The 17,990-nt window shown below is 68.6% G+C and carries 17 protein-coding genes and 2 tRNA genes; 6 read left to right on the top strand and 13 right to left on the bottom strand.

Features of this window, described 5'->3' with window-relative positions; all coding sequences use genetic code 11:
* The first annotated feature begins 48 nt into the window (after window positions 1-48).
* The gene (locus tag A5705_RS06560; protein WP_067880210.1) at window positions 49-990 is read left to right on the top strand and encodes an NUDIX hydrolase; all 942 of its coding nucleotides are present in this window, start codon (window positions 49-51) and stop codon (window positions 988-990) included.
* Between the two features lie 62 nt (window positions 991-1,052).
* Here the strand turns inward: A5705_RS06560 and A5705_RS06555 are convergent, their stop codons facing one another.
* The 3 genes from A5705_RS06555 to leuC all read right to left on the bottom strand — a co-directional run bounded on the left by A5705_RS06555 (window position 1,053) and on the right by leuC (window position 3,962).
* Window positions 1,053-1,700: an HU family DNA-binding protein gene (locus A5705_RS06555; RefSeq protein ID WP_068276307.1), complete on the bottom strand. Its 648-nt coding sequence runs from the start codon at window positions 1,698-1,700 to the stop codon at window positions 1,053-1,055.
* A 211-nt stretch (window positions 1,701-1,911) separates the two neighbouring features.
* Window positions 1,912-2,508, bottom strand: coding sequence for a 3-isopropylmalate dehydratase small subunit (gene leuD, locus A5705_RS06550; RefSeq protein ID WP_067880204.1), 597 nt, complete (start codon window positions 2,506-2,508; stop codon window positions 1,912-1,914).
* A gap of 20 nt (window positions 2,509-2,528) precedes the next feature.
* Window positions 2,529-3,962, bottom strand: coding sequence for a 3-isopropylmalate dehydratase large subunit (gene leuC, locus A5705_RS06545; protein ID WP_068276304.1), 1,434 nt, complete (start codon window positions 3,960-3,962; stop codon window positions 2,529-2,531).
* Between the two features lie 63 nt (window positions 3,963-4,025).
* Here leuC and A5705_RS06540 point away from each other — a divergent pair, with 63 nt between their 5' ends.
* Together A5705_RS06540 and A5705_RS06535 are read left to right on the top strand one after the other, a co-directional pair.
* On the top strand, window positions 4,026-4,727 hold the full coding sequence (locus A5705_RS06540) for an IclR family transcriptional regulator (protein ID WP_068276300.1): 702 nt from the start codon (window positions 4,026-4,028) through the stop codon (window positions 4,725-4,727).
* 101 nt (window positions 4,728-4,828) lie between these two features.
* Window positions 4,829-5,341, top strand: coding sequence for a pyridoxamine 5'-phosphate oxidase family protein (locus A5705_RS06535; protein ID WP_068276297.1), 513 nt, complete (start codon window positions 4,829-4,831; stop codon window positions 5,339-5,341).
* Between the two features lie 9 nt (window positions 5,342-5,350).
* Here the strand turns inward: A5705_RS06535 and A5705_RS06530 are convergent.
* The 6 genes from A5705_RS06530 to serA all read right to left on the bottom strand — a co-directional run bounded on the left by A5705_RS06530 (window position 5,351) and on the right by serA (window position 10,757).
* A tRNA-Glu gene (locus A5705_RS06530) sits at window positions 5,351-5,423 on the bottom strand.
* 72 nt (window positions 5,424-5,495) lie between these two features.
* Window positions 5,496-5,567, bottom strand: a tRNA-Gln gene (locus A5705_RS06525).
* 103 nt (window positions 5,568-5,670) lie between these two features.
* A complete protein-coding gene (gene gltX, locus A5705_RS06520; protein ID WP_082956330.1) occupies window positions 5,671-7,125 on the bottom strand; it encodes a glutamate--tRNA ligase in 1,455 nt (484 codons plus the stop codon).
* Window positions 7,122-7,922 carry a fumarylacetoacetate hydrolase family protein gene (locus A5705_RS06515; RefSeq protein WP_068276290.1) on the bottom strand — a complete coding sequence of 267 codons (801 nt, stop codon included), beginning with the start codon at window positions 7,920-7,922 and terminating at the stop codon, window positions 7,122-7,124. Before A5705_RS06515 ends, gltX begins: the two co-directional genes overlap by 4 nt.
* A 188-nt stretch (window positions 7,923-8,110) precedes the next feature.
* Window positions 8,111-9,121 carry a 3-isopropylmalate dehydrogenase gene (locus A5705_RS06510; protein ID WP_067880186.1) on the bottom strand — a complete coding sequence of 337 codons (1,011 nt, stop codon included), beginning with the start codon at window positions 9,119-9,121 and terminating at the stop codon, window positions 8,111-8,113.
* 49 nt (window positions 9,122-9,170) lie between these two features.
* Entirely contained in the window at window positions 9,171-10,757 is a 1,587-nt protein-coding gene (gene serA, locus A5705_RS06505; protein ID WP_067880184.1) for a phosphoglycerate dehydrogenase, read from the bottom strand.
* A 47-nt stretch (window positions 10,758-10,804) separates the two neighbouring features.
* Between serA and A5705_RS06500 the strand changes: the two genes are divergently transcribed.
* Window positions 10,805-12,226: an NAD(P)/FAD-dependent oxidoreductase gene (locus A5705_RS06500; RefSeq protein WP_068276491.1), complete on the top strand. Its 1,422-nt coding sequence runs from the start codon at window positions 10,805-10,807 to the stop codon at window positions 12,224-12,226.
* Window positions 12,223-12,825 (top strand): NAD(P)H:quinone oxidoreductase, encoded by a 603-nt coding sequence (gene wrbA / locus A5705_RS06495; RefSeq protein ID WP_067880181.1) that lies wholly within the window; start codon window positions 12,223-12,225, stop codon window positions 12,823-12,825. Before A5705_RS06500 ends, wrbA begins: the two co-directional genes overlap by 4 nt.
* Before the next feature lie 60 nt (window positions 12,826-12,885).
* Here wrbA and ilvC read toward each other — a convergent pair whose 3' ends face one another.
* Genes ilvC through A5705_RS06480 form a run of 3 tightly spaced genes read right to left on the bottom strand, consistent with a single transcriptional unit; the run spans window position 12,886 to window position 16,242 of the window.
* Window positions 12,886-13,887 (bottom strand): ketol-acid reductoisomerase, encoded by a 1,002-nt coding sequence (gene ilvC / locus A5705_RS06490; RefSeq protein WP_082956329.1) that lies wholly within the window; start codon window positions 13,885-13,887, stop codon window positions 12,886-12,888.
* A 46-nt stretch (window positions 13,888-13,933) separates the two neighbouring features.
* Window positions 13,934-14,440 carry an acetolactate synthase small subunit gene (gene ilvN, locus A5705_RS06485; protein ID WP_067880175.1) on the bottom strand — a complete coding sequence of 169 codons (507 nt, stop codon included), beginning with the start codon at window positions 14,438-14,440 and terminating at the stop codon, window positions 13,934-13,936.
* The gene (locus tag A5705_RS06480; RefSeq protein WP_231982379.1) at window positions 14,440-16,242 is read right to left on the bottom strand and encodes an acetolactate synthase large subunit; all 1,803 of its coding nucleotides are present in this window, start codon (window positions 16,240-16,242) and stop codon (window positions 14,440-14,442) included. The genes ilvN and A5705_RS06480 overlap by 1 nt, the downstream gene beginning before the upstream one ends.
* Window positions 16,243-16,631: 389 nt before the next feature.
* Between A5705_RS06480 and A5705_RS06475 the strand changes: the two genes are divergently transcribed.
* The gene (locus A5705_RS06475) at window positions 16,632-16,985 is read left to right on the top strand and encodes a PH domain-containing protein (protein WP_068276487.1); all 354 of its coding nucleotides are present in this window, start codon (window positions 16,632-16,634) and stop codon (window positions 16,983-16,985) included.
* On the opposite strand, the gene A5705_RS06470 is transcribed toward A5705_RS06475, so the two are convergent.
* Window positions 16,969-17,820, bottom strand: a complete 852-nt coding sequence (locus tag A5705_RS06470) for a DoxX family membrane protein (RefSeq protein WP_067880169.1) — start codon at window positions 17,818-17,820, stop codon at window positions 16,969-16,971. The genes A5705_RS06475 and A5705_RS06470 overlap by 17 nt on opposite strands.
* Window positions 17,821-17,990 lie beyond the last annotated feature (170 nt).

Here is a 17,990-nt window from a genome sequence, read left to right as displayed (position 1 = left end):
GCGCCCATGGCCGGCGCGCCGTCGCCGAATTGACCTGCAGGAGTTGAGTTGCCAGCCCAGACCTCGTCCGGCAGTCGGCGCTCGGGCAGTCGGGTCGTGCACGCCGCGGGCGCGGTGCTGTGGCGACCGACGGATTCGAGCAACCCCGGCCTCGAGGTCGCCGTCATCCATCGCCCCCGTTACGACGACTGGTCGCTGCCCAAGGGCAAAGTCGATCCCGGCGAGACGGAGCCCGTGGCGGCGGTGCGGGAGATATTCGAGGAGACGGGCCACGGCGCCGTGCTCGGCAGGCGGCTGGACATGGTGAGCTACCCGATCGAGCAGGGCGTCAAGAAGGTTCACTACTGGGCGGCGCGCAGCACCGGCGGCGAGTTCACCCCGGGCAGCGAGGTCGACGAACTGGTGTGGCTGCCCGTCGCCGAAGCCAAGGACAGGCTCAGCTACCCGCACGACCGAAAGATGTTGCGCCACTTCGCGAAACATCCCGCCGACACGCAAACGGTACTCGTGGTCCGTCATGGCACGGCCGGCAGGAAGTCACGCTTTTCCGGCGACGACACCAAGCGACCGCTGGACAAGAGGGGACGCGCGCAGGCCGAGGCTCTGGTTCCCCAACTGCTCGCCTTCGGCGCCTCCGACGTGTATGCGGCGGACCGGCTGCGCTGCCATCAGACGGTGGAACCGCTCGCACAGGAGCTCGGTGTCACCGTGCACAACGAGCCGGCGCTCACCGAGGAGGCCTACGCCAAGAACCCCAAGCGCGCCCGCCAGCGGATGCTGGGCATCGCCGAGGAGGGCGGCACCCCGGTGATCTGCACGCAGGGCAAGGTGATTCCGGACCTGATCGACTGGTGGTGCGAACGCGACGGCGTGCGAGCGGATAAATCCCGCAACCACAAGGGCAGCACGTGGGTGCTGTCGCTATCAGGCGGCCGGCTGGTGTCGGCGGACCACATCGGCGGCGCGTTGGCCGCCAACGTGCGGGCCTGACACGCGGATACCCTCCGGGTGGCAGCGCTGCCATCCCGAAGGGTATCCGCGTATGCGAATTCCTAGCGGCGGCCGCGCCGCGCCGGAGCCTTCTTGGCAGGAGCCTTGCTGGCCGGCCTCTTTGATGCCGCCTTCTTGGCCGGAGCCTTGGTCGCGGCCTTCTTGGCCGGAGCCTTTTTGGCGACGGCCTTCGTTGCGGCCTTCTTGGCCGGGGCCTTGGTTGCGGCCTTCTTGGCCGGGGCCTTGGTCACTGCCTTCTTGGCCGGAGCCTTCTTGGCGGCGACCTTCTTGGCCGGAGCCTTCTTGGCCGCGGCCTTCTTGGCCGGAGCCTTGCTCGCGGCCTTCTTGGCCGGAGCCTTCTTCGCCGCCTTCTTGGCCGCGGCGCCGGCCACAACACCACGCTTCACTGCTGGTCCTTCCGCCGGGAGGCGCTGTGCGCCAGAGACAACCGCTTTGAATTGAGCACCGGGCCGGAACGCGGGGACCGATGTCGGCTTTACCTTTACCGTCTCGCCGGTACGCGGATTGCGGGCCACCCGCGCCGCACGCCGCCGCTGTTCGAACACACCGAAGCCGGTAATGGTGACGCTGTCGCCCTTGTGCACCGCGCGCACAATGGTGTCGACGACATTCTCGACGGCCTCGGTCGCCTGCCGCCGATCCGTCTTCAATTTCCGTGTGAGCTCATCTATGAGCTCTGCCTTGTTCATCCATACCCTCCGAAGCCAGTGGTCCTCGTTTGAACCGACTAGCGAACACGGTAAACCCTCACCCAGCAAATTTCCAAGAGCCACGCGCAATTTCGCCGAGCTAACAACGAAAATTTTCGCAATCCGGTTGCCGCCCTTGACCGGTGGCCGGGCCGCGAAATCGGCCGGTTTACTTAGCCGGCCGAGAAGAAAAGCCGTCCCGATCGACCTTTCAAGACGCGGTCGAAGTGCGCGGTTTGTACTCCGGCCGCGCGGCCTCGAACGCCTCGATGTCGTCGAGTTTCCGCAGCGTAAGGGCTATATCGTCGAGGCCCTCGAGCAGTCGGTAGGCCGTGTAGTCGTCAATCGTGAACGGCAGCACCGTTGTTCCTGCGGTGATATTTCGATCTTGAAGATTGGCAGTGATTTCCAAGCCCGGACTCTGCTCGATGAGCTTCCAAAGCAGTTCCACGCCGTCGGCGGAAACTTCGGCGGCCAGCAGGCCGGCCTTGCCGGCGTTGCCCCGGAAAATGTCACCGAATCGAGACGAGATGACCACCCGGAACCCGTAGTCCATCAGCGCCCACACCGCGTGCTCGCGCGACGAACCGGTGCCGAAATCGGGCCCGGCGACCAGAACCGAGCCGCGGTCAAAGGGGCTGAGATTGAGCACGAATGAGGGATCCGAGCGCCACGTGGCGAACAGGCCGTCCTCGAAACCGGTTCGGGTAACGCGCTTCAAAAACGCGGCGGGAATGATCTGGTCGGTGTCGACATTGGACCGCCGCAGCGGCACGCCGATGCCCGTGTGGGTGCGAAAGGCTTCCATATTTCGTCCTCGATTCGAAGTCAGTTGGAGTTCAGGTCGGCCGGTGCGGACAGCCTGCCCCGCACCGCGGTTGCGGCCGCGACGGCCGGCGACACCAGATGGGTGCGGCCGCCTTTGCCCTGCCGCCCTTCGAAGTTGCGGTTGGACGTCGCGGCGCACCGCTCCCCCGGCGAAAGCTGATCGGGGTTCATGCCCAGGCACATCGAGCATCCGGCCTGACGCCATTCGGCGCCCGCGGCGGTGAAGATCTCGCCCAGCCCCTCCGCCTCGGCCTGAGCGCGCACCCGCATCGAGCCGGGCACGACCAGCATCCGCACCCCGTCGGCGACCTTGCGCCCGCGCAAGACGTCGGCCACCGCGCGCAGATCTTCGATACGACCATTGGTACAAGAGCCGACGAACACGGCGTCGACGCCGATGTCGCGCATCGGCGTGCCCGGTCGAAGGTCCATGTACGCCAAGGCTTTCTCCGCGGCCTGGCGCTCGGCGTCGTCGGCCATCAGTTCGGGGTCCGGCACGACCGCGTCCAGCGGCACTCCCTGGCCGGGATTCGTCCCCCACGTGACGAACGGGCTCAGCGAGGCCGCGTCCAGATAGACCTCGGTGTCGAACACGGCGCCGGGATCGGTGCGCAGCTGCTCCCAGTACTCGACGGCGGCATCCCACCCCGCGCCGACGGGCGCGTGCGGGCGTCCGCGCAGAAAGTCGTACGTGGTCTCGTCCGGCGCCACCATGCCCGCCCGGGCGCCGGCCTCGATGCTCATGTTGCAGACCGTCATCCGGCCTTCCATCGACAGCGATTCGATGGCGCTGCCGCGGTATTCGATGACGTGGCCCTGCCCGCCGCCGGTGCCGATCTTCGCGATCAGCGCAAGGATGATGTCCTTGGCTGTCACGCCGGGGGGCAGCGGGCCGTCGACGTTGACCGCCATCGTCTTGAAAGGCCGCAGCGGCAAGGTCTGGGTGGCCAGCACGTGCTCGACCTCCGAGGTGCCAATCCCCATGGCCAGCGCGCCAAATGCGCCGTGCGTCGACGTGTGACTGTCGCCACAGACGATCGTCATGCCCGGTTGGGTGAGACCCAGTTGCGGACCGACCACATGCACGATGCCCTGCTCGATGTCGCCCATCGGGTAGAGCGGCACGCCGAATTCCGCGCAGTTGTGGCGCAACGCCTCGACCTGCGTGCGCGACACCGGGTCGGCGATCGGCTTGTCGATGTCGACGGTGGGCACGTTGTGGTCCTCGGTGGCCAGCGTCAGGTCCGGGCGTCGCACCCGCCGGCCGGCCAGGCGGAGACCGTCGAAGGCCTGCGGGCTGGTCACCTCGTGCACCAGATGCAGATCGATGTAGATCAGGTCTGGAGCGTCCCCCTGTTCGGTGTCGTCCCCCCTCACCACAACGTGGTCGTCCCAGACCTTTTCGGCCAGGGTGCGCGGATTGTCGGATCCCATCTCGAATTGCCCCTCTTCGGTCTCTCGCTGACATCTCACAATATGAGACGCTAATATCTCCTTATGAGACAGCATAGCGGGATCGGCGTCCTCGACAAAGCGGTGGTCGTGCTGCACACGATCGCGGAATCCCCCTGCGGGCTGGCCGAACTGTGCGAGCGAACGGGGTTGCCCAGGGCCACCGCCTACCGGCTCGCCGCCGCCCTGGAAGTCCATCGGCTGCTGGCGCGCGACGACGCGGGGCGGTGGCGGCTGGGTCCGGCGGTCGCCGAGCTGGCCGCCCGGGTCAGCGACCCGCTGCTGGCAGCGAGCGCGGCGGTGCTGCCCGCGTTGCGCGAGACCACCGGCGAGAGCGTCCAGCTGTATCGCCGCGAGGGCACCTCGCGGGTCTGCGTGGCCGCCCTGGAACCGGCTGCGGGTCTTCGCGATACGGTTCCGGTCGGGGCGCGGCTACCGATGACGGCCGGCTCCGGGGCCAAAGTGCTCCTGGCCTACGCCGACGCCGCCACCCAGAAGGCGGTCCTGCCCGCGGCCAAATTCAACGACCGTGCGTTGGCCGACGTGCGCCGGCGCGGTTGGGCGCAGAGCGTGGCCGAGCGCGAGCCCGGCGTGGCCAGCGTGTCGGCGCCGGTTCGCGACAACCGCGGCGCCGTCGTCGCGGCCATCTCGGTGTCCGGGCCCATAGACCGGATCGGCCGGCGCCCGGGAGCGCGCTGGGCCGCCGATCTGCTGGCCGCCGCGGAAGCGCTCGCCCACCGGCTCTAGTTGCGCGGCGAGCAGACACAAAAGCCCCCGACACGCCGACGAAAACGGAGCTTTTGCGTCTGCTCGCGAGGAGCCGCAGCGGACCTGACACACTGACCGCCATGGGAACGAATCAGCGCGCGAGCATCGTCATGTCGGAGGACGAGATCGCCGATTTCGTCGTGAAGAGCCGCACCGGCACGCTGGCCACCGTCGGTCCCGACGGCCAGCCGCACCTGACCGCGATGTGGTACGCCGTCGTCGACGGCGAGATCTGGCTCGAGACCAAGGCCAAGTCGCAGAAGGCGGTCAACCTGACCCGCGACCCGCGCGTGAGCTTTCTGATCGAGGACGGCGACACCTACGACACGCTGCGCGGGGTGTCCTTCGAGGGCGTCGCCGAGATCGTCGACGATCCGGACGTCGCGCACCGGGTCGGGGTCAGCGTGTTCGAGCGCTACACCGGCCCCTACACCGACGACATGAAGCCCTTCGTCGAGCAGATGATGAACAAGCGGGTCTGCGTGCGCATCGTGGGCCGCCGCGCCCGCTCGTGGGATCACCGCAAGCTCGGGTTGCCGCCCATGCCGGTGGGGGGATCGACGGCGCCGGCCGCGCTGCGGACCGGCCAGTAAAACGTGTTGTAGCCCCGATGGGATTCGAACCCACGCTACCGCCGTGAGAGGGCGGCGTCCTAGGCCGCTAGACGACGGGGCCAGAACCGATCCGAGCTGCCAGCATAGCTCACCCGGGAAGGCGCACCTAATCGCTGATCGTGCAGCGACCTTGCTGGGGTACCAGGACTCGAACCTAGAATGGCTGAACCAGAATCAGCTGTGTTGCCAATTACACCATACCCCATTGGCGGCCTAAAACCGCTGGTCACAACGGTTCTGCAGTGTCCTGCAGCCGGTGTGGCCAGCCGTAGCGGCCTTTGTGAACCGCAGTGCAGACTACCAAAAACTCAGACCGCATCGTCGCGCGCGGCCCGTAACCGCGCCAGGCTGCGGTCGCGGCCCAGCAGCTCCAGGGATTCGAACAACGGCGGGCTGATCGTCGTTCCCGTCGCCGCGACCCGGATCGGACCGAACGCCTTGCGTGGTTTGAGGCCCAGACCCTCGATGAGCGCGGCCTTGAGGGCGGCCTCGATTTCGCCGGTCGTCCAGTCCGCCACGCCGTCCAGCGCGGCCAGGGCCGCGTCCAGCACCGTGACGGCGTCCGGGCCGAGCTCCTTGCCGGCGGCCTTCGGATCGATCGCGTACTCGTCGTCGTTGAGGAACTTCAGCAGATCCCACGCGTCGCCGAGGACGACGATGCGGGTCTGCACCAGCTCGGCGGCCACGGCGAATCCGGCCTCGTCGAGCCCGGTGTCGTGGCCGTGCACAGCGAAGAAGTCCCGCAGCCTGGTGGCGAAGTCGCCGGCGTCCAGCATCCGGATGTGTTCGGCGTTCAGGGCGTCGGCCTTCTTCTGGTCGAAGCGGGCCGGGTTGGAATTGACGTCGACGACGTCGAAAGCGGCCACCATCTCGTCGAGGCTGAACAGGTCGTGATCATCGGCGATCGCCCAGCCCAGCAGCGCAAGGTAATTGAGCAAACCCTCGGGGATGAAGCCCCGGTCGCGGTGCGCGAACAGATTCGACTGCGGGTCGCGCTTGGAGAGCTTCTTGGTGCCCTCCCCCAATACCGTTGGCAAGTGCGCGAATTGCGGGGTTTGTTCGGCGATGCCGATCCGGATCAGCGCCTGATACAGCGCCAGCTGCCGCGGCGTCGAGGGCAGCAGGTCCTCGCCGCGCAGCACGTGGGTGATCTTCATCAGCGCGTCGTCGACCGGGTTCACCAAGGTGTACAACGGTTCTCCACTGGCGCGGGTCAGTGCGAAATCGGGCACGGTGCCCGCCGCGAAGGTCGTCGGCCCGCGCACCAGGTCGTCCCAGCCGACGTCTTCGTCGGGCATGCGCAGCCGCACCACCGGCTGACGTCCCTCGGCCAGATACGCCGCGCGCTGCGAGTCGGTCAGCTGCCGGTCGAAGTTGTCGTAGCCCAGCTTGGGATTGCGGCCCGCCGCGATGTGGCGCGCCTCGACCTCCTCCGGCGTCGAGAACGCGTAGTAGGCCTGTCCGGACTCGAGCAGCCTGGCCACCACGTCGCGATAGATCTCGCTGCGCTGCGACTGCCGGTACGGGCCGTAAGGCCCGCCGACCTCGGGCCCCTCGTCCCAGTCGAGGCCGAGCCAGCGCAGCGCGTCGAGCAGCGCCAGGTAGCTTTCCTCGGTGTCGCGCTGCGCGTCGGTGTCCTCGATACGAAAGACGAAGGTGCCGCCCGTGTGTCGGGCGTACGCCCAGTTGAACAGCGCGGTGCGGACCATCCCCACGTGTGGGGTGCCGGTCGGCGACGGGCAGAACCGGACGCGTACTGTCACGACTTTCCTTTTCGCACAACGGGATTGACGAGGCTTCCGATGCCCTCGATGGTGACCGAGACCGTGTCTCCGTCCTCGATGGGGCCGACGCCCGCCGGGGTTCCGGTGAGGATCAGATCGCCCGGCAGCAGGGTCATCACGGCCGAGATCCACTCCACGATCGCGCCGACGTCGTGGATCATCAGCGAGGTCCGGCTGTGTTGTTTCACCTCGCCGTTGACCTCGGTGCGCAATTCGAGGTCCGCCGGATCGACATCGGTGACGATCCACGGTCCGACCGGGCAGAAGGTGTCATGGCCCTTGGCGCGGGTCCATTGGCCGTCCGCCTTTTGTTGGTCGCGCGCCGAGACGTCGTTGGCGGCCGTGTAGCCGAGGATGTTGTCGGCGGCCTGGGCGGCCGTGACGTCCTTGCACGGCCGGCCGATCACCGCGGCCAGCTCGCCCTCGAAGTGCACGGGTGAGGCGTTGGCGGGCAACCGAATCGGCGCATTGGGTCCGATGATCGCGGTGTTGGGTTTGAGGAAGATGATCGGATCCTCCGCAGCGGGGCCGGTTGCGAAACCGGCCATCTCCGCGATGTGGTCGGCGTAGTTCTTGCCGACGCAAACCACCTTGCCGGCCAGTATCGGCGCCAGCAGTCGCACGTCGGCCAGCGGCCAGGAGCGACCGGTGAAGTTCGGCGTGCCGAAGGGGTGCTCGGCGATCTCCCGCGCGACCATGCCGGCGGGATTGTCGAGTTCGCCCTCGATGCTGACGAAGGCGACACCGTCCGGACTGGCGATTCGACCAAGGCGCATTTGCCTGAGCCTAATGGTCGTTTTCCGCGCTACCGCGGCCGGTGTCAGCCCTGTGGAAACTGCCATTCGCGGTCGCCACTAAAGCACCGAGGGCGACCCGCTTCCCCCGGCCACGCCGCGCTCGCGGTCGCCACTAAAGCACCGAGGGCGACCCGCTTCCCCCGGCTACGCCGCGCTCGCGGTCGCCACTAAAGCGCGGCGGCGATCCGTTCGCCGACGGCGCTGGTGGCGAGCCGTTCCGTCCCGCGAGTCGCCAGGTGATGCTCGACCGCACGGTCCACCCGGGCGGCGGCCTCGTCCTCGCCGAGATGGGCGAGCAGCAGCGCCACCGACATGATCGCCGCGGTCGGGTCCGCGATGCCCTGACCGGCGATGTCAGGTGCGCTGCCGTGCACCGGCTCGAACATCGAGGGATTGGACCGGGTGGCGTCGATGTTTCCACTGGCGGCCAAGCCAATTCCGCCGCACACCGCCGCGGACAGGTCGGTGATGATGTCGCCGAACAGGTTGTCGGTGACGATCACGTCGAAGCGGCCGGGGTCGGTGACCATGAAGATGGTGGCCGCGTCGACGTGTTGGTACGCCACCTCGACGTCGGGATACTCGTCGGCGACCTCGGCGACGATCCGCGACCACAGCTTGCCCGCGAACGTCAGCACGTTGTTCTTGTGCACCAGCGTCACGTGTTTGCGCCGCTGCATCGCCCGCTGGAACGCGTACTGCACCACGCGGCGCACGCCGAACGCGGTGTTCAGGCTGACCTCGGTGGCCACTTCGTGGGGCGTTCCGGCGCGGATCGCACCGCCGTTACCGGTATAGGGCCCCTCGGTGCCCTCGCGGACGACGACGAAGTCGATCTCTGGGTTCCCCGCGAGCGGGCTGCTCACCCCCGGGTAGAGCCGGCCCGGTCGCAGGTTCACGTGGTGATCCAGTTCGAACCGCAAGCGCAGCAACAAACCTCGCTCCAGCACGCCGCTGGGCACCGACGGATCGCCGACCGCGCCGAGCAGGATGGCGTCGTGCTCGCGCAATTCGGCGAGCACCGAGTCCGGCAGCAGCTCGCCGGTGGCGTGGAAACGGCGCGCGCCGAGGTCGTAGCTCGTCTTCGCCACGCCCGGCACCACGGCGTCAAGGACCTTGACGGCCTCGGCCACCACCTCCGGCCCGATCCCGTCGCCGCCGATCACCGCCAACCTCATCGGCGCCGCTCCTTGTCCTCGCTTCGTTCCGCATCGTCGCCGGCTCGCCTCACGAGAGGTCAACCACCTCGAGCTTCTTGGCGCTCACCGCGGCCGCGATCGCCGCCCGCACATCCTCGGGCACGTCCTGGTCGAGGCGCAGCAGGATCGTCGCGAACGGACCCTCGGCGTCCTCGGACAGCTGGGCCGCATGGATGTTCACCCCGGCGCCGCCCAGCAGGGTGCCGATCTTGCCGAGCGCGCCCGGCTGGTCGACGTAGTGCACGATCAGGTTGGTGCCTTCGGCGCGCAGATCGAAGTGGCGACCGTTGATCTGCACGATCTTCTGCACCTGCTGCGGCCCGGCGAGCGTGCCGGCGACGTTGACGGCCGAACCGTCGTGGGTCACGGCCCGCACATCGACCACGCTTCGATAGTTGGGGCTTTCCGACGCCGTCGCGATCTCGGCGGAAACGCCGCGTTCGGCGGCGAGCGCCGGCGCGTTGACGAACGTGACCGGCCCCTCGACGACGGCCGAGAACAGCCCGCGCAGGGCCGAAAGCTTCAGCACCTCAACGTCTTCGGAAGCCAGCTCGCCGCGCACCTGCACCGACAGCGACACCGGCGGCCCGTCGGACAGGGTGGCGACCAGCACGCCGAGCTTGCGCGCCAGGTCCAGCCAGGGCGCCACCTCCTCGTTGACCACGCCGCCGCCGACGTTGACCGCGTCGGGCACGAACTCACCGGCCAGCGCCAGCCGCACGCTTTCGGCCACGTCGGTGCCGGCTCGGTCCTGGGCCTCGGCGGTGGACGCGCCCAGGTGCGGTGTGACCACCACCTGCGGGAGCTCGAAAAGCGGGCTGTCGGTGCAGGGTTCGGTCGAGAACACGTCGAGGCCGGCGGCCCGAACGTGCCCGCTGCCGATGGCCTCGGCCAGCGCCGCCTCGTCCACCAGGCCGCCGCGCGCCGCGTTGACGATGATGACGCCCGGCTTGGTCTTCGCCAGCGCCTCCTTGTCGATCAGGCCCGCGGTCTCCGGTGTCTTCGGCAGGTGCACCGAGATGAAGTCGGCGCGGGCCAGCAGGTCGTCCAGGGGCAGCAACTCGATGCCGAGCTGCGCGGCCCGGGCCGGCGGCACGTACGGGTCGTAGGCGACCACGTGGGTGCCGAAGGCCGCTATCCGCTGGGCGAACAGCTGGCCGATCCGCCCCAGCCCGACGACACCGACGGTCTTGCCGAAGATCTCGGTGCCCGAAAATTTCGACCGTTTCCACGTGTGCTCCCGCAGCGTGGCGTCGGCCGCCGGGATCTGCCGCGCCGCGGACAGGAGCAGCGCCAACGCGTGTTCGGCGGCGCTGTGGATGTTCGACGTCGGGGCGTTGACCACCAGCACGCCGCGCTCGGTCGCGGCGTCCACGTCGACGTTGTCCAGCCCGACGCCGGCGCGGGCGACGATCTTCAGCTTGGGGGCGGCGGCCAGCACCTCGGCGTCGACCGTGGTGGCCGAGCGCACCAGCAGCGCGTCGGCCTCGGGCACGGCCGCCAGCAGCTTCGGCCGGTCGGGCCCGTCGACCCAGCGCACCTCCACCTGGTCCCCCAGGGCGGCGACGGTTGATTCGGCGAGTTTGTCGGCAATGAGTACCACAGGCAGATTCACGCGGCCAGCCTATCGGCTGTAATTGACCGGTGGACGTGACCTCGCACGTGACCATCGTCGGGAGCGGACCCAACGGGCTCACCGCGGCCGTCATCTGCGCCCGCGCGGGGCTGAAAGTGCACGTCGTCGAGGCCCAGCCGACCTTCGGAGGCGGCGCGCGCACGGCGGCTGACATCGGATTCCCAGAAGTTTCACACGACGTGTGCTCGGCGGTTCACCCGCTGGCGCTGGCGTCGCCGTTCTTCGCGGCGTTCGACCTGCCCGCGCGCGGCGTGCGGCTGGCGGTCCCGGAGATCTCCTACGCCAACCCGCTGCCCGGCCGCCCGGCCGCGATCGCCTACCGCGATCTCGGGCGCACCTGCGCGGAGCTGGAGCGCGGCGCGTCCTGGCGGCGGCTGCTGGGCCCACTGGTCGAGCGCTCCGAAGACGTCGTGGGGTTGCTGTTGGGCGACAAGCGTTCGGTGCCGCGCTCTTTGCCGTCGGCGTTGCGGCTCGGACTGCGGATGGTGGCGCAGGGGACGCCCGCCTGGGGGTCGCTGGCCGGGCCGGACGCCCGCGCGTTGTTCACCGGCGTTGCCGCGCATGTGATTTCGCGGATGCCGTCGCTGACGGCCGCCGGCGCCGGCCTCATGCTGGCTACGCTCGCCCATTCGGTCGGCTGGCCGATCCCCGTCGGCGGCAGCCAGGCGATCACCGATGCGCTGATCGCCGACCTGCGCGCGCACGGCGGCGAACTCACGGCCGGTGTCGAAGTCACCGGGCCGCCAGAGGGGGTCGTCGCGTTCGACACCGCACCCACCGCCCTGCTGCGGATCTACGGTGACGCACTTCCGGACCGCTACGCCACGGCGTTGCGCCACTACACGTTCGGACCCGGGGTCGCCAAGGTCGATTTCGTGCTCAGCGAGGACATCCCGTGGTCGGACCCGCGGCTGGCGCGGGCGCCGACCCTGCATCTCGGCGGCACCCGCGAGCAGATGGCACAGGCCGAGGCCGACATCGCCGCCGGGCGCCACGCGCGGTGGCCGATGGTGCTGGCCGCGTCGCCGCACATCGCCGACCCCGACCGCATCGACCTCGCGGGCCGCCGCCCGTTCTGGACCTACGCCCACGTGCCGTCGGGCTCCACCCTCGACGCGACCGAGGCCGTCACCGCCGCCGTCGAGCGGTTCGCGCCTGGCTTCCGCGACATCGTGCTGGCCGCGCGCGCCGTACCCGCCGCCCGGATGTCCGACCACAACGCCAACTACGTCGGCGGCGACATCGGGATGGGCGGCAACTCCGCCCGGCGCGCGATCGCCGGCCCGACGCCGCGGATAAACCCATGGAGCACACCCATTCCCAAGGTGTACCTGTGCTCGGCGGCAACCCCGCCCGGCGGCGGCGTGCACGGCATGTCCGGTTACTACGCCGCGCGCACGTTGCTGCGCCGCGAATTCGGGCTCGACATGCCTACGCTGACCCCATGACCAAACTCGCGATCATCTACTACTCGGCCACCGGTCACGGCACCGCGATGGCCCGGCGCGTCGCCGCGGCGGCCGAGGCCGCGGGGGCGGAGGTGCGGCTGCGCCACGTCGCCGAAACCCAGGACCCGGGTTCGTTCGCGCACAACCCGGCGTGGACCGCGAATTACGAAGCCACCAAGGGCCTCCCGGCGGCCACCGGCGACGACATCGTGTGGGCCGACGCGGTGATCTTCGGCTCGCCGACCCGCTTCGGTTCGCCCGCCGCGCAATTGCGCGCCTTCCTCGACTCGCTGGGCGGGCTGTGGGCCGAAGGCAAGCTCGCCGACAAGGTCTATGCGGGCTTCACGTCGTCGAACACGCTGCACGGCGGCCAGGAGACCACCCTGGTGGCCCTCTACGTCACCCTGATGCATTTCGGCGGCATCATCGTGCCGCCGGGATACACCGATCCGGTCAAGTTCGTCGACGGCAACCCGTACGGGGTGAGCCTGGTGGCCACCCACGACAACATCCACGAGTTCGACGAGGCGACCAACAACGCGCTGGACCACTTGGCCCGCCGGGTGGTGGCTGTCGCCGACCGGCTCCGCGACACGTAAACGTTTGCGACGACACGCCGAAAACGGTCGCAAAGGTTTACGTTTCGGCGCAGCCGATCCCTATGCCGTTTCCGTGATCGGGCGGTCCACCCAGCTCATCAGGTCGCGCAACCGCTTGCCGACGACCTCGATCGGGTGCTCGGCGTTCTGCTTGCGCAACTGCTCGAGTTCCTTGTTGCCGCCCTCGACGTTGGCGACGAGCTTGCGGGTGAAGGTGCCGTCCTGAATCTCGCGCAGGATCTCCCGCATCCGATCCCTGGTGCCCTCGTCGATGACGCGCGGGCCCGACAGGTACCCGCCGAACTCCGCGGTGTCGGACACCGAGTAGTTCATCCGGGCGATGCCGCCCTCGTACATCAGGTCGACGATCAGCTTGAGCTCGTGCAGCACCTCGAAGTACGCCATCTCCGGCGGATAGCCCGCCTCGACCATGATGTCGAAGCCCGCCTTCACCAATTCCTCTGTGCCACCGCACAACACGGCCTGCTCACCGAACAGATCGGTTTCGGTCTCGTCCTTGAAGGTGGTCTTGATGACGCCGGCCCGGGTGCCGCCGATGGCCTTCGCGTAGGACAGCGCCAGCGCCTCGCCCTGCCCCGTCGGGTCCTGGTCGACGGCGATCAGGCACGGCACACCCTTGCCGTCGACGAACTGGCGGCGCACCAGGTGGCCGGGCCCCTTGGGGGCGACCATCGCCACGGTGACGTCGGCGGGGGGCTTGATCAGGTCGAAGTGGATGTTGAGCCCGTGGCCGAAAAACAAGGCGTCGCCGGCCTTCAGGTTGGGCTCGATGTCGTTTTTGAAGATGTCGGCCTGGGCGGTGTCGGGGGCCAGCAGCATGATGACGTCGGCCCACTTGGCGACCTCGGCCGGCGTGTCGACGTCCAGGCCCTGCTCTTGGACCTTGGCCCGCGACTTCGAGCCCTCCTTGAGCCCGACGCGCACCTGCACGCCGGAGTCGCGCAGGCTCAGCGAGTGCGCGTGCCCCTGGCTGCCGTATCCGATGACGCCGACCTTGCGGCCCTGGATGATCGTCAGGTCCGCGTCGTCGTCGTAGAACATCTCTAATGCCACGATTGAATATCTCCTTGCTTGTTCCAGGGGTCTGCTACTTGGCGGTGCCGATGCCGCGCGGACCGCGCGACAGCGACACCATTCCGGATTGCGCGATCTCGCGGATGCCGAAGGGCTCCAGCACGCGCAGGAACGCCTCGATCTTGCCGCGGTCACCGGTGGCCTCGATGGTCAGCGATTCCGGTGACACGTCAATCACCTTGGCGCGGAACAGGTTCACCGCCTCGATCACCTGGCTGCGGGTGCCGGCGTCGGCCCGCACCTTGATCATCGCCAGCTCACGGGACACCGAGCCGTCCTCGTCCTGCTCGATGATCTTGATCACGTTGATCAGCTTGTTGAGCTGCTTGGTGATCTGCTCGAGCGGAGTCTCCTCGGCGGAGACCACGATGGTCATCCGCGACATGTCCTTCTGCTCGGTCGCGCCGACGGCCAGCGACTCGATGTTGAAGCCCCGCCGGGAGAACAGCGCCGCCACCCGGGCGAGCACACCGGGTTTGTCCTCGACCAGCACCGACAGGGTGTGCGTTTTCGCGTGCATCAGGCGTGCCCTTCGGTCTCGTCGTCGAACAGCGGGCGAATGCCGCGCGCGGCCTGGATCTCGTCGTTGCTGGTGCCCGCGGCCACCATCGGCCACACCTGCGCGTCGGCGCCGACGATGAAGTCGATCACCACGGGGCGGTCGTTGATCGCCCGGGCCGCCTGAATCACGTCGACCACGTCTTCCTCGCGCTCGCAACGCAATCCGACGCACCCCAGCGCCTCGGCCAGCTTCACGAAGTCGGGGATCCGGTGCGAGTGGGTGGCCAGGTCGGTCTGCGAGTAACGCTCCTGGTAGAACAGCGTCTGCCACTGGCGCACCATGCCCAGGTTGCCGTTGTTGATCAGCGCCACCTTGATCGGTGCGCCCTCGATCGCGCAGGTGGCCAGCTCCTGGTTGGTCATCTGGAAGCAGCCGTCCCCGTCGATCGCCCACACCTCGGCGTCCGGGCGGGCGATCTTGGCGCCCATGGCCGCCGGGATGGCGAACCCCATGGTGCCCAGCCCGCCGGAATTCAGCCAGGTGCGCGGCTTCTCGTAGGAGATGAACTGCGCGGCCCACATCTGGTGCTGACCCACCCCGGCGACGTAGACGGCATCCGGGCCGGCGATCTCGCCGAGCTTCTCGATCACGTACTCGGGGCTCAGGCTGCCGTCGCTCTGCGGGCCGTAGCTCAGCGGGTAGGTGGACTGGACGCTGCGCAGATACGCCCACCAGTCGGTCAGCTCGAGGTCTTTGGGCACGTCGTGGTGGCGCAGCATCGCGATGAGCTCGGTGATGACGGCCTTGACGTCGCCGACGATCGGCACGTCGGCGTGCCGGTTCTTGCCGATCTCGGCCGGGTCGATGTCGGCGTGGATGACCTTCGCCTCCGGGGCGAACGAGTCCAGCTTTCCGGTCACCCGGTCGTCGAACCGGGTGCCCAACGCGATCAGCAGGTCGCTGCGCTGCAGCGCCGCCACCGCGGCCACCGTGCCGTGCATGCCGGGCATGCCCAGGTTCTGCGGATGGCTGTCCGGGAACGCGCCGCGGGCCATCAGCGTGGTGACCACGGGGATGCCGGTCAGGTCGGCCAGTTCGCGCAGCTGCTCGGTCGCCTCGCCGCGGATGACCCCGCCCCCGACGTAGAGCACCGGTTTGCGCGCGGTCGCGATCAGCTTGGCGGCCTCGCGGATCTGCCGGTTGTGCGGCTTGGTGTTCGGCTTGTAGCCGGGCAGGTCCATGCGGGGCGGCCAGCTGAAAGTGCACTGGCCCTGCAGCACGTCCTTGGGGATGTCGACGAGCACCGCGCCCGGGCGTCCCGAGCGCGCGATGTGGAACGCCTCGGCGATCACCCGTGGAATCTCGTCGCCCGACCGCACCAGAAAGTTGTGCTTGGTGATCGGCATCGTGATGCCCGAGATGTCGGCCTCCTGGAAGGCGTCGGTGCCGATCAGGCCGCGCCCGACCTGCCCGGTGATGGCGACGACGGGGATCGAGTCCATCTGGGCGTCGGCCAGCGGGGTGACCAGGTTGGTGGCGCCCGGACCCGACGTCGCCATGCACACGCCGACCTTGCCGGTGGCGTGCGCGTATCCGCTGGCGGCGTGACCGGCACCCTGCTCGTGACGAACGAGCACGTGGCGCAGCTTTTTCGAGTCGAACAGCGGGTCGTACACCGGCAGCACGGCGCCGCCGGGAATCCCGAAGATCACTTCGACGTCGAGTTCCTCCAGCGCCCGAATCACCGACTGGGCCCCGGTAAGTTGCTCGGGCCCAACGCGTTTCGGTGCGGTCGCCGGCGTGTTTGCGGCCGGTTTCACCGCGTCGGTGGCGACGCCGGCCGCGTCAGGCGGCCGGGGTGATTGTGGCTTGGTGGGTGCGCTCACTGTCGTCCTCGCCCTCTTGTCCCGTCTGTTCACGCTTCGCGTTATGTTTCGTTGCCGCGCAAGAAAAAACCCCCGTCAGCTCGGCTGCTGAACGAGGGTTGCGCGTTGGTGCTGGATTGCTGCGAATGCCGAAGAGCAGTCAGCCACCAACGCGCTGACTAAGTACTACGAGCATTCCGGGCTTTCCGGCGGTATCCATAGCGTCCGACGGTAGCCTTCGCACAGCTCAGGAGTCAAATCCGGGCCCCGTCGGCCGCGCGGGCCTGCGGTGAAATGATGCTCTGGTGGCTACCGATTCCCCCGTGGTGATCAAGGTGTCGCCGATGGCCCACTTCGCCGTCGGATTCTTCACCCTGGGCCTGCTGATACCGGTGCTGGCCTGGCCGGTGACCGCGCCGCTGCTGATCATCCCGGTGGTGTTGTCCGCGTTGATAGTCCGGCTGCGCACGGTCGCCGACGCGGACGGCGTGACCGTCCGGACCCTGTTCGGCAGCCGGACGGTGCGCTGGGACGAGGTCGAGGGGCTCCGCTTCCATCGCGGCTCCTGGGCGCGGGCCAGGCTGAAAAGCGGGGCGGAGCTGCGCCTGCCCGCGGTCACCTTCGCGACACTGCCGCAGCTGACCGCGGCCAGCTCGGGGCGGGTGCCCAACCCCTATGATGTCAGGCGATCGGGTTGACCCCGTTGAGCAGCACCCACACCGCGATCCCGGCGGCGATGCCGGCCAGCAGGGCGACGAACGACCCGATGAAGGGCCGGTGCGCCCAACCCCGGTTGGCGTCCAGGCCGTAGCGGCCCGGCCCGCACAGGATGACCGCGGCGGCCAACACGATCAGCGTGATCTGGTATTCGTGGCCCTGCGGCAGGAAATACGAGAAGGCGTGTGAACGGGAGCCGCCCGACACGGTGGCCAGCAGCTCATTGATCAGGAACGCCAGCGCGCCCGCCGCGGCCACCGGGGTGAACAGGCCCAGGATCAGCAGCAGCCCCGCCGCGATCTCACCGCCCGCGCTGACGTAGGCCAGGATGTCGGCGTGGTGGTAGCCGACGTCGGACAACGAATTCCGCAGACCGGCCAGTCCCCCGCCGCCCCACCAGCCGAACAGCTTCTGCAGCCCGTGGGCCACCAGCACCACGCCCAGCCCGACCCGCAACACCAGCAAACCCAGGTGCTGGGTTCCGCGCCGTCCTACCTCGCGGTGCCTGGTGTCGGGTGCCGCATCGATCTGCGCCGGCTCGGTGGCCGAGATCGGCGCCGCCTGGATCGACTGCGGCTGGACGTAGGGCAGGGGTTCCTGCTGGTCGAGCAGGTGATATCCGCTCACGCCCGGCCCGGCGTGCTGGCTGGGGTCCTGGTAGGGGATGACCGTGGTGGTTCCGAAATCGCCCGGGTACCCGACTGGCGTCAGGTCATCCTCGGGGTCGACCAGGCGCGCGGAGGCGGGGCGCCCGGGGATTGGCTCCGGGGTTTCGCCCGGCCGCTGCCAAGGTGCGTCATTCGATTGACTGGTCACGCGTGTCAGGGTAAGGGCAAATTGGCCCGAATCGGGGATTTGAGCGGCGCTTTCGCCGGTTAGTCCGCCAAATCGGCCCCAATTGGCCCCAAATCGCCATTCCGGCGGTCCGCCGAGCTCGTCCCAGCGGCCGAAACGGGGAAAATCGGCGCTCCACCGGCACAGCTTGC

The organism is Mycobacterium sp. E787 (genome assembly GCF_001668725.1).
In the GTDB taxonomy this organism is placed as follows: domain Bacteria; phylum Actinomycetota; class Actinomycetes; order Mycobacteriales; family Mycobacteriaceae; genus Mycobacterium.
Note: the sequence above shows the minus strand (reverse complement) of the source record. Positions and strands in the feature narration are given on the sequence as shown.